This window comes from Blastococcus sp. SYSU D00922 (genome assembly GCF_054050495.1).
The window spans coordinates 435,155-448,930 of sequence record NZ_JBJGZL010000001.1; the positions used below are offsets into that span (position 1 = coordinate 435,155).

Sequence of the window (13,776 nt, forward strand, 5' to 3'; positions counted from 1 at the left end):
GGTCCGGAGAAATCCGGACCCGCCCTCTTCGGCGTCGGTGGGGGGATCAGACCCCGGCGGCGACGGCGGCGGGCTCCGCGGCGATCAGGCGGGCCCGCTCCTCCTCGCTCATGCCACCCCAGACCCCGTAGGGCTCGCGGACCGACAGCGCGTGCTTGAGGCAGGCGTCCAGGACGGGGCACCGGGCGCACACCGCCTTGGCCGCGGCCTGGCGCCTGGCACGGGCGGGACCGCGCTCGCCGTCGGGGTGGAAGAAGAGGGACGTGTTCTCGCCACGGCAGGCGCCGTGGAGCTGCCAGTCCCAGACCTCGGCGACCGGCGTCGGGAGCCTGCGAATGTCGGCCATGTCTCCTCCAGGGCTCAGGTGAGCCGGAGGGGGCTGTCCGGCTGCAAGGGGCCGGGTGCCCTTGCCCTTGCATGGTCAAACACGTCGAGATCGCAACTTTTCGGGCCGATTCGTCCTCCGCCCGTCTCTCGTGGCCCTCACCCCGCGGGGTGAGGGCCGCTGTCGTAGCCCGATCGTGTCGATCAAGGTGGGTTCTGGACGCGGAGGTTCCGGAGGTGATTCCACCGGGACCTGCGTCGTCGGCGGGGTGTCCCCCGGCCGGCAGGGCCCGGCAGAGACGTCGGGGGGAGCGAGGAGCACGACGTGATCGAGGACAGGATGCGGGCGCCGGTCAACGGCGCCACGGTGTGGGTGTACGACGAGCGCCGGCGGGTCCGGGACGACGTCGCCTCGCGCCTGGTCGCGCTGCCCTTCGTCGGCCGGGTGGAGGTCGTGGCCGACGCCGCCTCGCTGATGTCGCGACTGGCCACCCGGTCGCCCGACGTGCTGATCGTCGGCACCCAGCGGGCGGTCGACACCGGGCTGAGCGCCGCCACCCAGGCGCTGCGCGCCTACCCGGGCCTGCCGGTGCTGGTGCTCGGTGCGCCCGACGACGCCGAGAGCGTCCGCGCCGCCGTCGCCTTCGGTGCGCGTGGCTACCTCCGCTGGGACGCCAGCCCGATCGAGATGGGCCTGGGCCTGTCGCGCGTGGGGCTGCGTGCCGACGGCGGGCGCATTCCGCAGCAGGTCGCGGCCGCCCCGTCGAACGGCGTCCCCGCGTGGAGCGGTGCCGCGCCGCTGGCCGGGTCCGCCCCGACCACCGTGCGCTCGACCGTCCGCGAGACGGCGCCGCAGGCCAGCCTGTCGATGCGCGAGATGCAGGTGCTCACCGGCATGAGCCAGGGCAAGAGCAACGCCCAGATCGGCCGGGAGCTCTACCTGTCCGAGGACACCATCAAGACCCACGCCCGCCGGCTCTTCCGCAAGCTCGGCGCGAAGGACCGTGCCGAGGCCGTCGCGACGGGTTTCCGCCGCGGCATCATGAGCTGACAGCTGTCCCATGCGCCTGAGGGCGGTCATCCGGCACCGGATGACCGCCCTCAGGCGTCTGCGGGTGCGTCAGACGACGGGGACGTCGCGGATCGGGAGCGCGCCCGCGTTCGCGACGACGTGGTCCACCAGGCCGTACTCGAGCGCCTCCTCCGGGGTGAACCAACGGTCGCGGTCGGAGTCCTGCTCGATCTGCGCGACGCTCTGCCCGGAGTGGCGGGACTGCAGCTCGTTGAGCTCGCGCTTCAGCCTGCCGAACAGCTCGGCCTGGATGGCGATGTCCGACTGCGTGCCCCCGACACCGGCCGAGGGCTGGTGCATCATGATCCGCGTGTGGGGGAGCGCGAAGCGCTTGCCCGGCGTGCCGCAGGTCAGCAGGAACTGGCCCATCGAGGCGGCCATCCCCATCCCGTAGGTCGCGACGTCGCAGTCGACGAACTGCATCGTGTCGTAGACCGCCATGCCGGCGCTGACCGAGCCGCCGGGTGAGTTGATGTAGAGGTGGATGTCCCGGCTCGGGTCGTCGGCGGAGAGCAGCAGCATCTGGGCGGCGAGCTGGTTGGCGACGGCGTCGTCGACCTCCTTGCCGAGGAAGATGATCCGCTCGCCCAGCAGGCGCCCGTAGATCGAATCCTGGAGGCTGCCGGGCGAGCCGGTTTCGCCCAGCAGACGCGCTGTTCCGTCCGACGACGCGGCAGTGTTCATGGATCCGGGCCTCCGCGGGAGCAGTGAGTAGTGTCGCCCCGGAGTCTTGCGGGAATGGCGCAGAAAAGCGCCGACGAATGGACAATTGCGCGGACCGCAGAATTGTTGCGCCGATCGCGAAAGTCAATTGACAGCGAGGATGCCGAGTGGGCGGGCCGGGGACGAACGAGGTCGCGCCGAGTGGGGCCCGGAGGGTCCCGCGCAGGCGTGACGAAGCGGCTCACCTCAGGCGGGGGACGGCCATTGGCCGCGGTGCGGTGCGGAGCACCGCGATGTCATAGCTCAGTCCTCGCGGGCGTGCCGGCCGCCGTGCTTGCCGGTCGGCTCCTCGCGCTCGGCCGTGGCGGCGATGCCGTCGGCGTACCCGCTGGCGTAGTCCCAGCTGACGTAGTCGTCGGGGTTCGGGTCGAACGGCGGCTCGTGCCGACCGGTCTGCCCCTCGTCGAGCAGCTGCCGCAGGTTGGCCTGCATCAGCGCCCAGTCGACGTGGTGCTCCTCGTCGCAGTCGGGGCAGTCGACCACGATGCCCTTGATGCCGGTCGGCTCGAGCAGGGTGCGGAACACCTCGAGCTCGGCGAGGTCGTCGAGGACACCGGCGCGCTCCTCCATCGTCAGCGGAGGCTGACCCGGCGGGTCGAGGGGCCCGAAGTCGGGGCCGGAGGCGTCGTCGAACGGAGTCACGTGCTCCACCGTAACCGCCCCGGCAGGCAGCGCACCGCGCCTTCCGCGCCGCCGCCTACGATCGTGCACGGACTTCCTTGCGCCCGGTTCGGAGTCCGGCCCCGATTCCTGGAGGGTGGCGGCACATGCAGGCCGACTACGTACCCGAGCTCCCGGCGAAGTTCGCCCCGCTCGGGCTGACCTACGACGACGTGCTGCTGATCCCGGGGGCGTCCGACATAGTCCCGACCGAGGTCGACACCAGCAGCCGGGTCACCCGCCGGATCCGGCTGGCCGTGCCGCTGCTGTCCAGCGCGATGGACACCGTGACCGAGGCGCGCATGGCGATCGCGATGGCCCGCGTCGGCGGCATGGGCGTCCTGCACCGCAACCTCGCGGCCGAGGACCAGGCGGGCCAGGTGGACCTGGTGAAGCGGTCCGAGGCCGGCATGGTCACCAACCCGGTCACCTGCTCGCCGGACAACACCCTGGCCGAGGTCGACGCGCTGTCGGCCCGCTACCGCATCTCCGGTGCCCCCGTGGTCGACGCCGACGGCGTCCTGCTCGGCATCGTGACCAACCGCGACATGCGGTTCGAGACCGACCACAACCGCCTGGTCCGCGACGTCATGACGCCGATGCCGCTGGTGACCGCGCCCGTGGGCGTGGACGCGGACACCGCGCTGACCCTCCTCTCGAAGCACAAGATCGAGAAGCTGCCGATCGTCGACGAGGGCGGCCGGCTGCGCGGGCTCATCACGGTCAAGGACTTCGTCAAGCGCGACCAGTACCCGAACTCCACCAAGGACGCCGACGGCCGCCTCGTCGTCGGCGCCGCCCTGGGCGTCGGCGAGGACGCCTACAAGCGCGCCGGCCTGCTCGTCGACGCGGGCGTCGACGTCCTCGTCGTCGACACCGCGCACGGCCACCAGCGCGCCGTCCTCGACATGGTCGCCCGCGTGAAGAACGACTTCGGCGGCGACGACGGGGTCGAGGTCGTCGGCGGCAACATCGCCACCCGGGACGGCGCCCAGGCGCTGGTCGACGCCGGCGCGGACGCGGTCAAGGTCGGCGTCGGGCCCGGCTCCATCTGCACCACCCGCGTGGTCGCGGGCGTCGGCGTCCCCCAGGTCAGCGCCATCTACGAGGCGTGGCTGGCGGCCGGACCGGCCGGTGTGCCGGTCATCGCCGACGGCGGGCTGCAGTACTCCGGTGACATCGCCAAGGCCCTGGTCGCCGGCGCCGACACCGTGATGATCGGCGGGCTGTTCGCCGGTGTCGAGGAGGCGCCGGGCGAGCTGGTCTTCATGAACGGCAAGCAGTACAAGACCTACCGCGGCATGGGGTCGCTCGGCGCGATGCAGAAGCGCGGCAACCAGTCGTTCAGCCGTGACCGGTACTTCGCCGACGACGTCCTCTCCGACGACAAGCTCGTGCCCGAGGGCATCGAGGGCCAGGTGCCCTACCGCGGTGCGCTGTCCGGCGTCGCCCACCAGCTCGTCGGCGGCCTGCGCGCCTCGATGGGCTACGCGGGCGCGGCCACGGTCGCCGACCTCAAGGAGCGCGGCCGGCTGACCCGCATCACGTCGGCGGGCCTGGTCGAGAGCCACCCCCACGACATCCAGATGACCGTCGAGGCCCCGAACTACCGGGGTCGGTGACCGAGATGAGCAACCGGCACATGCCATCCAGTCAGACCGTCGAGGCACCGAACTACCGGGGGCGTTGATGAGCGCGCGCGACACCGTCGAGATCGGGCTCAACCGCTTCGCCCGCCGCGGCTACGACCTCGACGAGGTCTCGATCGTCCCGTCCCGCCGCACCCGCGACGTGGACGACGTCTCGACCGCCTGGCAGATCGACGCCTTCCGGTTCGGCATCCCGCTGGTCACCAGCCCGTCCGACGCCGTGGTCAGCCCGGCGACGGCGATCGCGGTCGGCCAGGCCGGCGGCCTCGGCGTCCTGAACGCCGAGGGGCTGTGGACCCGGTACGAGGACCCCGAGCCGGTCTACCGCAAGCTCCGGGACGCCGCCGGCGCCGGGGCCCCGCCGGTGGCGCTGCTCCAGGACGTCTACTGCGAGCCGGTGAAGCCCGAGCTCATCGGCGAGCGGATCCGCGAGATGCGCGACGCCGGGGCGACCACGGCCGTGCGCGTCTCGCCGCAGCACACCGAGCAGCTGGCGCCTGCCGCGCTCAAGGCCGGGGTCGACCTGCTGGTCATCCAGGGCACGATCGTCTCGGCCGAGCACGTGACGACGCAGGGCGACGCCCTGAACCTCAAGCAGTTCATCGCCGACCTCGACGTCCCGGTGATCGTGGGCGGGGCGGCGAACTACACGACCGCCCTGCACCTGATGCGCACCGGCGCTGCCGGCGTCATCGTCGGTGTGGGCGCCGACAGCTTCTCCACCGGTGACGCCGTCATGGGCATCCGCGTGCCCCTGGCCAGCGCCATCGCCGACGCCGCGGCCGCCCGCCGGGACTACCTCGACGAGACCGGCGGCCGGTACGTGCACGTCATCGCCAATGGCCGGATCGAGACCAGCGGCGCCATCGCCCGCGCCCTGGCCTGCGGCGCGGACGCCGTCCAGCTGGGGGAGTCGCTGCGGATCGCCCGCGAGGCGCCCGCCGGCGGCATCTGGTGGGACTCCGTCGCCGCGCACCCGCGACTCCCGCGCGGCGGCACCTCGGCGCCGGTGGCGCCCGTGGGCTCGCTCGAGCAGGTGCTGCTCGGCCCGGCGGAGACCTCGGACGGCCGCACCAACCTGTTCGGCGCGCTCGCCAGGACGATGGCCAAGACCGGCTACCGGGACCTCAAGGAGTTCCAGCGGGTGGACCTGGTGATCGGTGGGCACGCGAGCTGATGGACTTCCCGACCGTCCTCGTCGTCGACTTCGGCGCCCAGTACGCCCAGCTGATCGCCCGGCGGATCCGCGAGGCGGGGGTCTACTCGGAGATCGTCTCCTCCGAGGTGCCCGCCGAGGAGATCGTCGCCCGCAAGCCCGCGGCCATCGTGCTGTCGGGCGGGCCGTCGAGCGTCTACGCGCCCGGCGCCCCGCAGGTCGACCCGACGCTGTTCGAGGCGGGCGTCCCGGCCTTCGGCATCTGCTACGGCTTCCAGGCGATGGCGCAGAGCCTCGGCGGCTCCGTCGCGCACACCGGCGACCGCGAGTACGGCGGCACGCCGCTGACCGTCACGACGGCGGGCCGGCTGTTCGGCGAGCTCCCGGTCGAGCAGAACGTCTGGATGAGCCACGGGGACGCCGTCTCGCAGGCGCCCCCCGGGTTCACCGTCACCGCCACCTCCACCGGTGCGCCCGTGGCGGCGTTCGAGGACGTCGACCGCAAGCTCGCCGGGGTGCAGTTCCACCCCGAGGTGCGGCACACCGCGCACGGCCAGACGGTGCTCGAGCACTTCCTCTTCGACATCGCCGGCCTCGAGCCGACCTGGACGATGGCCAACGTCGTCGAGGAGCAGGTCGAGCGGATCCGCGAGCAGGTCGGCGAGGGCCGGGCGCTCTGCGCGCTGTCCGGCGGGGTCGACTCGGCCGTCGCCGCCGCCCTGGTCCAGCGGGCGATCGGCGACCGGCTCACCTGCGTCTACGTCGACCACGGGCTGATGCGCGAGGGCGAGACCGAGCAGATCGAGCGCGACTTCGTCGCCGTCACCGGTGTGGACCTGCGGGTGGTCGACGCCCGCGAGCAGTTCCTCGGTGCGCTCGCCGGGGTCTCCGACCCCGAGGAGAAGCGCAAGATCATCGGCCGGGAGTTCATCCGGGTCTTCGAGCAGGCCGCGCTCGACGTCGTCGGCGACGCCAAGGAGCACGGCGAGAAGGTCGACTTCCTCGTCCAGGGCACGCTCTACCCCGACGTCGTCGAGTCGGGCGGCGGCAGCGGGACGGCGAACATCAAGAGCCACCACAACGTCGGCGGCCTGCCGGAGGACCTGCAGTTCACGCTGGTCGAGCCGCTGCGGACGCTGTTCAAGGACGAGGTGCGCGAGGTCGGGCTCCAGCTGGGACTGCCCGAGGCGATGGTCTGGCGCCAGCCCTTCCCGGGCCCGGGCCTCGGCATCCGGATCGTCGGCGAGGTGACCCAGGAGCGGCTGGACATCCTGCGCAAGGCCGACGCGATCGTCCGCGCCGAGCTCACCGCCGCGAAGCTGGACCGCGAGATCTGGCAGTGCCCGGTCGTGCTGCTGGCCGACGTCCGGTCGGTCGGTGTGCAGGGCGACGGCCGCACCTACGGGCACCCCATCGTGCTCCGGCCGGTGTCGAGCGAGGACGCCATGACCGCCGACTGGACCCGGCTGCCCTACGACGTGCTGGCCCGCATCTCCACCCGGATCACCAACGAGGTGCCGGAGGTCAACCGGGTCACGCTCGACGTGACCAGCAAGCCACCGGGCACCATCGAGTGGGAATGAGCCGCTAGGGCGCAGCGGGCGAGCGCACCGCTCGTGCGTCGTCCGGTGGTGTGCCGAAGATGGCCGGATCGTGGTCCGGCGCGGTCTCGGCCGTGAGGTCGGCGGCCTCGATCCGGTCCCACCGGAACCAGCGCGGCCCCTGGCGCTCGCGGCACCAGGCGGCCAGTTGCCAGTGGGCGCCGGGCCGGGCGAGGAAGACCGGCTCCACCCGGCGCCGTGTCACCTCGCCGGCCCCGTCGCGGTAGCGGATGGCCAGGACGCGGCGGCGCAGCAGCGCCTCCTCGATCACGGCGGCCGCCGTGGACCGCCGGTGCACGGGCTCGCGCACCCACACGCGGGCACCGAGCCGCTCGACTTCTCCCCGCGCGCCGGCGCCCATCACGCCCAGCACCTTCTCCAGCGCCGCCCGGCCGTCCACGGCGAACGGGGCGTCGGGGGCACCGGCCAGGGCGACGGCCACCGCCACGGCCTGGGCCGGGGTGAGGTTCACCGGGGGGAGCGTCGCGGCGGCGTCGAGCACATACCCGCCACCGGGTCCCGCGGACGCCCAGATCGGCACGCCGGCCTGCTGCAGGGCGGCGACGTCCCGCTTGATCGTCCGCGGTGAGACCTCCAGCCAGTCGGCGAGTCGCTGCGCCGTCCGACCGCGCCGGCCCGCCCGGCGCAGCTCCTCGGAGACGGCGTGCATCCGGTCGGTGCGGTTCACCCGGAGATCGTGGCAGAAACGGTGACAGGACGGTGTCACCGAGGTCGCGGGAAGGTCCTGCCATGACGACGATCGCTCTCTTCCACTCCGTCCTCGGCATCCGCCCCGGCGTCCTCGACGCGGCCGACCGGCTCCGGGCGGCCGGTCACCAGGTCCGCGTGGTCGACCAGTACGACGGGCTGGTCTTCGACGACTACGCGGCCGCCGGTGCGCACGTGGAGCGCGTCGGGTTCCCGGCGCTCATGGGTGCCGCCCTGGAGGGGGTCGCCGACCTCCCCGACGGTTTCGTGGCCGCCGGCTTCTCCAACGGTGCCGGGATGGCCGAGCACGTGGCCCTCCAGGGGCGGTGCGCCGGCGTCCTGATGATCTCGGGCGCGCTGCCGCTGGCGATGCTCGGGGCCGATGCATGGCCGCCCGGCGTCCGGGTGCAGCTGCACGCCGCGGAGGGCGACCCGATGCGCCACCCGGAGTGGGACGAGGAGTTCCTGGCCGCCGCACGGGCGTCAGGGGCACCGGTCGAGGCGTTCGACTACCCGGTGAGCGGCCACCTGTTCACCGACCCCAGCCTCCCCGGTGAGCACGACGGTCCGGCGACCGAGCTCCTGTGGGGGCGGGCGCTGGCGTTCTGCGACGCGGTCGGCGCTCAGCCCGCGCGGTAGATGAGCCCGCGGCCGTCCTCGGTCGTCAGGGTGAGCCGGTCCTCCTCGATGCCCGTGGTCGGTCCGCTCTCCAGGACGGCGGCGACCAGGGCGTCCTGCTGCGTGGCCTCGGGCGGGCAGGCGGTGCCGTCGGCGAGCAGGTCGTCGATCACCAGCAGGCCGTTCTCCAGGAGCCACCGGCCGGTGATCGTGCGGCAGCCCGTGGTGGCCTCGGCCGTGCCGTCGGCGTCCAGCCGCAGCACCGCCGGTTCCCCGACGGTGGAGCTCGCCGTCTGGCCGTCGATGACCGACTCCAGGACCCAGTCGGTGCCCTGGAGCGGGCTGTCGGGAACGGGCGCGGCCCGGGTGAAGCGCAGCTCGACCTCGTCGCCGGTGAGCAGCAGCCCGTCGTCGCCCGACGCTGCCGTGTCCACCGCGCCGAGAGCGGCGAGGAACGCGCTCTCGGCCGCCAGCACCTCGGGCTCGCACCCCATCTGGGTGCTCCCGAGCCCCGACACGGAGAACGACGACCCGTCGAGCCGGTAGGACGCGAACCAGTGGTTGCAGAAGGCGAGGCCGCGCAGCTCGTCGCCGTCCACCTCGAGGGTCGCCGTCGCGCCGTCGGGCCGGGGGAGCGCCGCCCCGTCGGCCGTCCCTCCGGCGAACTCCCACTCGCCGGCGAGGTCGGGCGCGCTGCCGGTGCCCCCGCCGCAGGCGGCGAGCGCCAGCACGGCGGCGAACAGCAGCGGTGCGCGGTGCACGCCCTCTCCACGCCCAGCGGCGCATCCCGGTTCCCGCACGACGGAGGGCCCGGGGAGCGATCGCTCCCCGGGCCCTCCCGACGTCCGCCCTCCGGTTCAGCGCCTGCGGCGCCGCGCCTTCTTCAGCTCCGAGACGAGGAGCGCGACGCCCCCGCCGACGAGCAGGATCCAGACGAACCCGCCGTCCTCCCAGAACCCGAAGGGCAGGTCCACGCCGGCCATCGCGACGACGGCCAGGACGATGAAGAGCACGCCCGGCACGAGCGCGGTCAGGTCGACCGGCCGCTTGCGCGGGGGCTCGGGGTCCTCCGTCGACAGCGGCATCACCGTCTGCCAGTCCTTCAGCTGCTGCTCCTGCCACGCCGTCGGCGTCGTCGGGAACTCGCTGTAGTCAGCCACGGGACACCTCCACGTCTCCGACACCGGAGTTGATCGTGATCACGAACTCGGCCTCGCCGTCGTCGGTCCACGACCGGCTGCCGGTGCCCGGGAAGAAGCCCTCGGTGTCCGACCCGCGGTCGAACACCTCCACGTCGCCCAGGCCGTGGTCCACCCGCAGCTGGACGTCGGCGGAGCGGGGGAGCTCCACGTCGACGTCGCCGACGCCGTGCTCGACCCGGATCTCCAACTGCCTGCCGTCGATGCCCTGGTCCAGCCGGGTCAGGTCGACGGTCATGTCGCCGACGCCGCCGCGGTAGACGTCGCGGACCTCGGCGACGGTGGCCGGCCGGTAGGTCCGGTCGCCCACGCCGTCGCCGATGCCGTCGCCGACCGACGAGACGACGACCAGGCCCAGCGAGAGGGCGACGCCGAGGGCGATCAGGCCGCCGCGGGCGGTGCGCCCGTTGCTGAAGGCGGCGGCCACCAGCCCGAGACCGACGACGGCCAGCAGGCCGCCGAGGACGCCGCGCGCGCCGATGTCCCAGTCGCTGAGGTTCGTGACGGCCGCCATCAGCCCGGCGACGATCAGCAGGGCGGCGACGGTGATGCGCGGGATCGGCGACCGGGGCAGGGCCGGCTTCTGCGCCGCCGGGGCGACCGCGGCGCCGGGGGCGCCAGGCGGGCCGGCGGGCATGAGCACCCACAGCAGCAGGTAGACGATGACGCCGGTGCCGGCGGCCAGGGTCAGGGCGACGAACCCGACGCGCCAGAGCAGGGCGTCGATGCCGGTGTACTCGGCCAGCCCGCCGTTGACGCCACCGAGGATCTTGTCGGTGCGGCTGCGGCGCAGCTGGGGGCGGGCGGCCGGCGGCTCCGGAGGAGGTGGCGGCCAGGACGGGGGCTCCATCGCCGGGGGCAGGGGCGGCGGAGCGGCGGGGGGCGGAGCGGATGTCATGACCGGAAGCCTGCCCACCGGACCTCCCGGAATCCATCAGGGAACGCCCCCATCCGACCCTGGATCGTCCGCGCCTGCTCTTCCAGGGTGATCACCCGTGTCGGAGGCGCGGTCCGCGGTGCGACGATCGAGTACGTGACCACCACTGCGACCGGGGCGCCCCCCGCGACGACGGCCGACCGGCCGCCGCTGGTGCGCCCGCGGTCGGGACGGCTGCTGGCCGGCGTCGCCGCCGGCACGGCGTCCCACCTCAGGCAGGACCCGCTGGTGGTGCGCGTGGCGTTCGTCGTCCTCGCCAGCTTCGGCATCGGCATCGTCATGTACGGCCTGCTCTGGCTGACCATGCCCGTGGCCGCGCCGGGTGAGGACCCGACGCCGGCCGCGATCCGGCTGCAGCGCCCGACCGGCAAGCGCCAGGTGGTCACCCTCGTCCTGCTGGGGATCGCCGCCGTGACCGTGCTCGGCCAGGTGGCGCGGCTGAGCAACGGCGACCTGGTCGTGCCGCTGCTGGTCGTCGCCGTCGGCATGGCGGTCATCTGGCGCCAGCTCGACACCGACCGGACGCTCAACCTCCCCGGCGTCCGCTGGGCCCTCGCCGGGGGCGCGGCACTGGCGGCCGGGGGACTCATCCTGCTGCTGGCGACGACCGGCCAGCTGGCCAACGCCCGCAACGGCTTCGCCGCGACCCTCGTCATCCTCACCGGCCTGGTGCTGGCGACGGCGCCGATCTGGCGGCGGCTGCTGGCGTCGCGCGCCGAGGAGCGCACCGCGCGGGTGCGCTCGGAGGAGCGGGCCGCCGTCGCCGCGCACCTGCACGACTCGGTGCTGCAGACCCTGGCCCTCATCCAGCGGCACGCGGAGGACCCGCAGGCGGTGAGCCGGCTGGCCCGCGGCCAGGAGCGGGAGCTGCGCGCCTGGCTGTACGACCCCAAGGTCGTGCGCGAGGGCGGCACGTGGGCCGGGCTGGTGGCCGCGATGGTCGCCGAGGTGGAGGCCGACCACGCCCTGCTGGTCGACCCGGTCGTCGTCGGCGACGCCCCGGTGGACGAGGCGCTGGCCGGGCTGGGTGCGGCCACCCGCGAGGCGCTGGTCAACGCGGCGAAGCACTCGGGCGCCACGGCGGCCGACCTCTACACGGAGGTGACGCCCGAGCGGGTGTCGGTCTACGTCCGCGACCGCGGCAAGGGGTTCGATCCGGCGGAGGTGTCCGACGACCGGCGCGGGCTGCGGGACTCGGTCAGCGGCCGGCTGACGCGGCTCGGCGGCACGGCCGTCGTCCGGTCGGCGCCCGGTGAGGGGACAGAGGTGGAGCTGGTGCTCCCGAGAGGAGCAGCCGCATGACCGCCCCCCGTGTCTTCGTGGTCGACGACCACGCGATGGTCCGCGCCGGGGTGCGCGCCGAGCTCGGCGGCGACGTCGAGTTCGTCGGCGAGGGCGCCGACGTCGCCTCGGCCGTGGAGGGCATCCGCGCGACGAAGCCGGACGTCGTCCTGCTCGACGTGCACATGCCCGGCGGTGGGGGCCGCGCGGTGCTCGAGACGCTGCGCGCCGAGCTGCCCGACGTGAAGTGGCTGGCCCTCTCGGTGTCCGACGCCGCGGAGGACGTCATCGCGGTCATCCGGGCCGGCGCCCGCGGGTACGTCACCAAGACGATCTCGGGGCCGGACCTGCTCGACGCCGTCCGGCGGGTGGCCGACGGCGACGTCGTCTTCAGCCCACGGCTGGCGGGCTTCGTGCTGGACGCGTTCGCGGCCGGCGGGCCGGTCGCCGCGGCGGAGCCGGAGGAGGAGACGACCGACCCGGGCCTGGACCTGCTCAGCGCCCGCGAGCGCGAGGTGATGCAGCTGCTGGCCCGCGGCTACACCTACCGCGAGATCGGCTCGCGGCTGTTCATCTCGGTGAAGACGGTGGAGTCGCACGCCTCGAACGTGCTGCGCAAGCTCCAGCTGTCCAACCGCAACGAGCTCACCCGCTGGGCGGCGACCAACCGGCTGCTCTAGCGCTGCGACTCCACCCAGGCGCGGGCCTCGGCGACCACCGGGTCCCACTCGACGCCCTCGTGCAGCAGCGCCCAGCCGTTCATCGGCCGGCCCTCCATCGGCTCGAACTGCTCGGCCTGACCGGCCTGGGCCAGTTCCCGGAACCGGTCGGTCGGCAGCTTCACCACGAGCTGCTCGTGCCACCAGATCGCGAAGAACTTCTTCCCGGTCCGCAGCCCCGCCGACCCGAACATCTTCCCCGGGGTGACGTCCCCGCCCCGGGTCCGCTCGACCAGGTGCTCCCAGGAGTCGTCCGGCATGAGGGGAGGATGCCAGCAGAACCGGCGGTGTGGTCGGCCCGAGTGGACCCCGGGAGGGGTCCGCTCACGCACGACGCAACGGCTCGACGTCGGGAGGGGACGGCCATTGGCCGCGGTGTCGTCCGGAGGACGACAGATCACACCGTGTGGACGACGTGGAAGGCCTCGGCGAGCCGGCCCTCGGGCAGGCCGAACCGCTGCGCCGTCTGCCGCATCCAGCCGGTGACGAACGAGTCGATGTCCGGGTTGTGGCTCACCTGCGTGACGTGGCAGTGCAGCGCCGCCAGTTTGCGGTCGAGCACGTCGGTGACGTCGACGGCGTGGTCGGCCTGCGGGCTGGCGCCCAGCCACACCTCGGAGACGGTCCAGGCCTCGAGCCCCTCGTCGGCGAGCAGCTCGGGGAAGGCGAACGGGTTGCGGGCGTCGGGGTAGACGGCGCGCAGCGTCGACTCGCCCACGGTCATGTGGTCGGGGTGGCTGGCACCGATCCGGTCCCAGAAGCGCTCCGGCGACGTCGTCAGCACCCGCTGCGGGCGCACCTGGCGGATGACCCGGCTGATGTCGCGGCGCAGGTCGAGGGTCAGCTCCAGCCGCCCGTCGGGGTAGCCGAGGAAGCGGACGTCGGTGACGCCGACGGCGGCCGCGGCGGCCCGCTGCTCCTCCTGGCGCAGCGGGCCCATCTGGTCCCGCGGCGTCTCGTCGAAGCCGCCGGCGTCGCCGTCGGTGACGATGCAGTAGACGACCTCCGTGCCGGCCGCCGTCCACGTCGCGACGGTGCCCGCGCTCCCGAAGTCGACGTCGTCGGGGTGGGCGAGCACGCACAGGACTCGCTCGACGGAGGCTGCGGGCTCGCGCGGTGGCTGGGTCAC

General features: G+C 73.7%; 16 protein-coding genes. 7 read left to right on the forward strand and 9 right to left on the reverse strand.

Annotated elements, in window-relative coordinates; all coding sequences use genetic code 11:
• Positions 1–46 precede the first annotated feature (46 nt).
• Positions 47–346: a WhiB family transcriptional regulator gene (locus ACI78T_RS02330; protein ID WP_116451093.1), complete on the reverse strand. Its 300-nt coding sequence runs from the start codon at positions 344–346 to the stop codon at positions 47–49.
• Positions 347–649: 303 nt separating this feature from the next.
• Between ACI78T_RS02330 and ACI78T_RS02335 the strand changes: the two genes are divergently transcribed.
• Complete coding sequence (locus ACI78T_RS02335) at positions 650–1,375, forward strand: response regulator transcription factor (RefSeq protein WP_456556457.1); 726 nt, start codon at positions 650–652, stop codon at positions 1,373–1,375.
• Positions 1,376–1,444: 69 nt separating this feature from the next.
• Here ACI78T_RS02335 and ACI78T_RS02340 read toward each other — a convergent pair whose 3' ends face one another.
• Together ACI78T_RS02340 and ACI78T_RS02345 are read right to left on the reverse strand one after the other, a co-directional pair.
• Positions 1,445–2,080: an ATP-dependent Clp protease proteolytic subunit gene (locus ACI78T_RS02340; RefSeq protein WP_456556458.1), complete on the reverse strand. Its 636-nt coding sequence runs from the start codon at positions 2,078–2,080 to the stop codon at positions 1,445–1,447.
• A 282-nt stretch (positions 2,081–2,362) separates the two neighbouring features.
• The gene (locus ACI78T_RS02345; RefSeq protein ID WP_456556459.1) at positions 2,363–2,761 is read right to left on the reverse strand and encodes a DUF5319 family protein; all 399 of its coding nucleotides are present in this window, start codon (positions 2,759–2,761) and stop codon (positions 2,363–2,365) included.
• A 125-nt stretch (positions 2,762–2,886) separates the two neighbouring features.
• On the opposite strand from ACI78T_RS02345, the gene guaB reads away from it, so the two are divergent.
• The 3 genes from guaB to guaA all read left to right on the forward strand — a co-directional run bounded on the left by guaB (position 2,887) and on the right by guaA (position 7,167).
• Complete coding sequence (gene guaB, locus ACI78T_RS02350) at positions 2,887–4,401, forward strand: IMP dehydrogenase (protein ID WP_456556460.1); 1,515 nt, start codon at positions 2,887–2,889, stop codon at positions 4,399–4,401.
• Positions 4,402–4,468: 67 nt separating this feature from the next.
• Positions 4,469–5,605 carry a GuaB3 family IMP dehydrogenase-related protein gene (locus ACI78T_RS02355; RefSeq protein ID WP_456556461.1) on the forward strand — a complete coding sequence of 379 codons (1,137 nt, stop codon included), beginning with the start codon at positions 4,469–4,471 and terminating at the stop codon, positions 5,603–5,605.
• Positions 5,605–7,167: a glutamine-hydrolyzing GMP synthase gene (gene guaA / locus ACI78T_RS02360; protein ID WP_456556462.1), complete on the forward strand. Its 1,563-nt coding sequence runs from the start codon at positions 5,605–5,607 to the stop codon at positions 7,165–7,167. Before ACI78T_RS02355 ends, guaA begins: the two co-directional genes overlap by 1 nt.
• Positions 7,168–7,171: 4 nt before the next feature.
• On the opposite strand, the gene ACI78T_RS02365 is transcribed toward guaA, so the two are convergent.
• On the reverse strand, positions 7,172–7,873 hold the full coding sequence (locus tag ACI78T_RS02365) for a helix-turn-helix transcriptional regulator (protein ID WP_456556463.1): 702 nt from the start codon (positions 7,871–7,873) through the stop codon (positions 7,172–7,174).
• Positions 7,874–7,935: 62 nt separating this feature from the next.
• Here ACI78T_RS02365 and ACI78T_RS02370 point away from each other — a divergent pair, with 62 nt between their 5' ends.
• Entirely contained in the window at positions 7,936–8,532 is a 597-nt protein-coding gene (locus tag ACI78T_RS02370) for a dienelactone hydrolase family protein (RefSeq protein ID WP_456556464.1), read from the forward strand.
• On the opposite strand, the gene ACI78T_RS02375 is transcribed toward ACI78T_RS02370, so the two are convergent.
• The 3 genes from ACI78T_RS02375 to ACI78T_RS02385 form a co-directional block, all read right to left on the reverse strand.
• Positions 8,517–9,272: an META domain-containing protein gene (locus ACI78T_RS02375; RefSeq protein WP_456556465.1), complete on the reverse strand. Its 756-nt coding sequence runs from the start codon at positions 9,270–9,272 to the stop codon at positions 8,517–8,519. The genes ACI78T_RS02370 and ACI78T_RS02375 overlap by 16 nt on opposite strands.
• Positions 9,273–9,368: 96 nt before the next feature.
• Complete coding sequence (locus ACI78T_RS02380; protein ID WP_456556466.1) at positions 9,369–9,671, reverse strand: hypothetical protein; 303 nt, start codon at positions 9,669–9,671, stop codon at positions 9,369–9,371.
• Positions 9,664–10,608 (reverse strand): PspC domain-containing protein, encoded by a 945-nt coding sequence (locus ACI78T_RS02385; protein ID WP_456556467.1) that lies wholly within the window; start codon positions 10,606–10,608, stop codon positions 9,664–9,666. Before ACI78T_RS02385 ends, ACI78T_RS02380 begins: the two co-directional genes overlap by 8 nt.
• 135 nt (positions 10,609–10,743) lie before the next feature.
• Here ACI78T_RS02385 and ACI78T_RS02390 point away from each other — a divergent pair, with 135 nt between their 5' ends.
• Together ACI78T_RS02390 and ACI78T_RS02395 are read left to right on the forward strand one after the other, a co-directional pair.
• A complete protein-coding gene (locus tag ACI78T_RS02390; RefSeq protein WP_456556468.1) occupies positions 10,744–11,949 on the forward strand; it encodes an ATP-binding protein in 1,206 nt (401 codons plus the stop codon).
• Positions 11,946–12,608 (forward strand): response regulator, encoded by a 663-nt coding sequence (locus tag ACI78T_RS02395; RefSeq protein WP_456556469.1) that lies wholly within the window; start codon positions 11,946–11,948, stop codon positions 12,606–12,608. The genes ACI78T_RS02390 and ACI78T_RS02395 overlap by 4 nt, the downstream gene beginning before the upstream one ends.
• On the opposite strand, the gene ACI78T_RS02400 is transcribed toward ACI78T_RS02395, so the two are convergent.
• Both ACI78T_RS02400 and ACI78T_RS02405 read right to left on the reverse strand, forming a co-directional pair.
• A complete protein-coding gene (locus tag ACI78T_RS02400; protein WP_456556470.1) occupies positions 12,605–12,907 on the reverse strand; it encodes a TfoX/Sxy family protein in 303 nt (100 codons plus the stop codon). The two genes, ACI78T_RS02395 and ACI78T_RS02400, sit on opposite strands and share 4 nt — an antisense overlap.
• Positions 12,908–13,044: 137 nt before the next feature.
• Positions 13,045–13,776, reverse strand: a complete 732-nt coding sequence (locus ACI78T_RS02405; RefSeq protein WP_456556471.1) for a PIG-L deacetylase family protein — start codon at positions 13,774–13,776, stop codon at positions 13,045–13,047.

Excerpts from the sequence above, each read along its gene's own strand:
- ACI78T_RS02340 (WP_456556458.1), bottom strand. The coding sequence starts at position 2,080 with ATGAACACTGCCGCGTCGTCGGACGGAACAGCGCGTCTGCTGGGCGAA.
- ACI78T_RS02370 (WP_456556464.1), top strand. The coding sequence starts at position 7,936 with ATGACGACGATCGCTCTCTTCCACTCCGTCCTCGGCATCCGCCCCGGC.
- ACI78T_RS02330 (WP_116451093.1), bottom strand. The coding sequence starts at position 346 with ATGGCCGACATTCGCAGGCTCCCGACGCCGGTCGCCGAGGTCTGGGAC.
- guaA (WP_456556462.1), top strand. The coding sequence starts at position 5,605 with ATGGACTTCCCGACCGTCCTCGTCGTCGACTTCGGCGCCCAGTACGCC.
- ACI78T_RS02355 (WP_456556461.1), top strand. The coding sequence starts at position 4,469 with ATGAGCGCGCGCGACACCGTCGAGATCGGGCTCAACCGCTTCGCCCGC.
- ACI78T_RS02400 (WP_456556470.1), bottom strand. The coding sequence starts at position 12,907 with ATGCCGGACGACTCCTGGGAGCACCTGGTCGAGCGGACCCGGGGCGGG.
- ACI78T_RS02385 (WP_456556467.1), bottom strand. The coding sequence starts at position 10,608 with ATGACATCCGCTCCGCCCCCCGCCGCTCCGCCGCCCCTGCCCCCGGCG.
- ACI78T_RS02395 (WP_456556469.1), top strand. The coding sequence starts at position 11,946 with ATGACCGCCCCCCGTGTCTTCGTGGTCGACGACCACGCGATGGTCCGC.
- guaB (WP_456556460.1), top strand. The coding sequence starts at position 2,887 with ATGCAGGCCGACTACGTACCCGAGCTCCCGGCGAAGTTCGCCCCGCTC.